The organism is Falsiroseomonas oryzae (assembly GCF_027856955.1).
In the GTDB taxonomy this organism is placed as follows: Bacteria; Pseudomonadota; Alphaproteobacteria; order Acetobacterales; family Acetobacteraceae; genus Falsiroseomonas; species Falsiroseomonas oryzae.
This window is the reverse complement of the sequence record NZ_JAPSMD010000850.1, coordinates 1-1,125: the sequence shown is the minus strand read 5'-3', so window position 1 is coordinate 1,125 and position 1,125 is coordinate 1. Positions and strand designations below refer to the sequence as shown.

Annotated in this window: 1 pseudogene; it reads left to right on the top strand. The window is 77.4% G+C overall.

The features are described 5' to 3' along the window. Positions 1-1,125, top strand: a pseudogene (locus OZN99_RS32190) (DUF4159 domain-containing protein); the annotation flags it as partial.

Genomic DNA, 1,125 nt, shown 5'->3' with positions numbered 1-1,125 from the left:
CGACCCGCCTGCTGCCGCCGCCGCGCGCGGAAGCCGAGCGGCTGGTCGTGCACCTGCGCACCACGCCCCTGCCGGTGGCGAGCGAGGCGGTGGTGCTGGCCCGCACCGGCGACGGCCGCACGCTGGACCGCGCCGTGGTGCAGATCCCCGCCGGCGCCACCGAGGCGGAGGCCGCGCTGCCGCTGCCGCTCGAGATCCGCAACCAGGTCGTCCGCCTCGACATCGACGGCGTCGCCGGCGCCAACGCCACCGTCCTGCTGGACGAGCGCTTCCGCCGCCGCCCGGTCGGGCTGATCTCCGGCGGCGAGGAGACGGCGGCGGACGTGCCGCTGATCGGCGAGCTGTTCTACCTCGACCGCGCGCTCTCGCCCTTCGCCGAGCTGCGCCGCGGCACGGTGGAGCAGCTGCTGCAGCGCCGCCTCTCGGTGCTGGTCATGGCCGACCGCCCGATCTCCGACGAGCGCGAGCGGGATGCGCTGGCGCGCTGGGTGCAGGAAGGCGGCACGCTGGTGCGCTTCGCCGGCGCCCGGGTGGCGGAAGCGCCCGACCCGCTGCTGCCGGTGCCACTGCGCGCCGGGGAGCGGCAGATCGGCGGCGCGCTGTCCTGGGAACAGCCGCAGCGCCTCGCGCCCTTCCCCGAGGGCTCGCCCTTCCAGGGGCTGGTGCCGCCGCCCGAGGTGACGGTCGAGCGCCAGGTGCTGGCCGAGCCCTCCGCGCGGCTGACCGGGCGCACCTGGGCCCGACTGGCGGACGGCACGCCTCTGGTGACGCAGGACAGTCGCGGCGCCGGGCGCATCGTGCTGTTCCACGTCACCGCCAATGCCGACTGGTCGGACCTGCCGCTCTCCGGCCTGTTCGTGGACATGCTGCGCCGGATCGTCGCGCTCTCGGCCGGCGTGGTCGGCGCCGACGGCGACACGCCGCTGGCCCCGCTGGAGACGCTGGACGGCTTCGGCCGGCTCGGCCCGCCGCAGCCCGGCGCGCAGCCCATCCCCGCATCGCGCATCGGGGAGGAAGCGGCCTCGCCGCGCCATCCACCGGGCTGGTACGGCACCGGCGCCTCCACCGCGGATGCGGCGCAGCGGCGGGCGCTGAACCTCGGCGCGGGCATCCCGGCACCGCGGC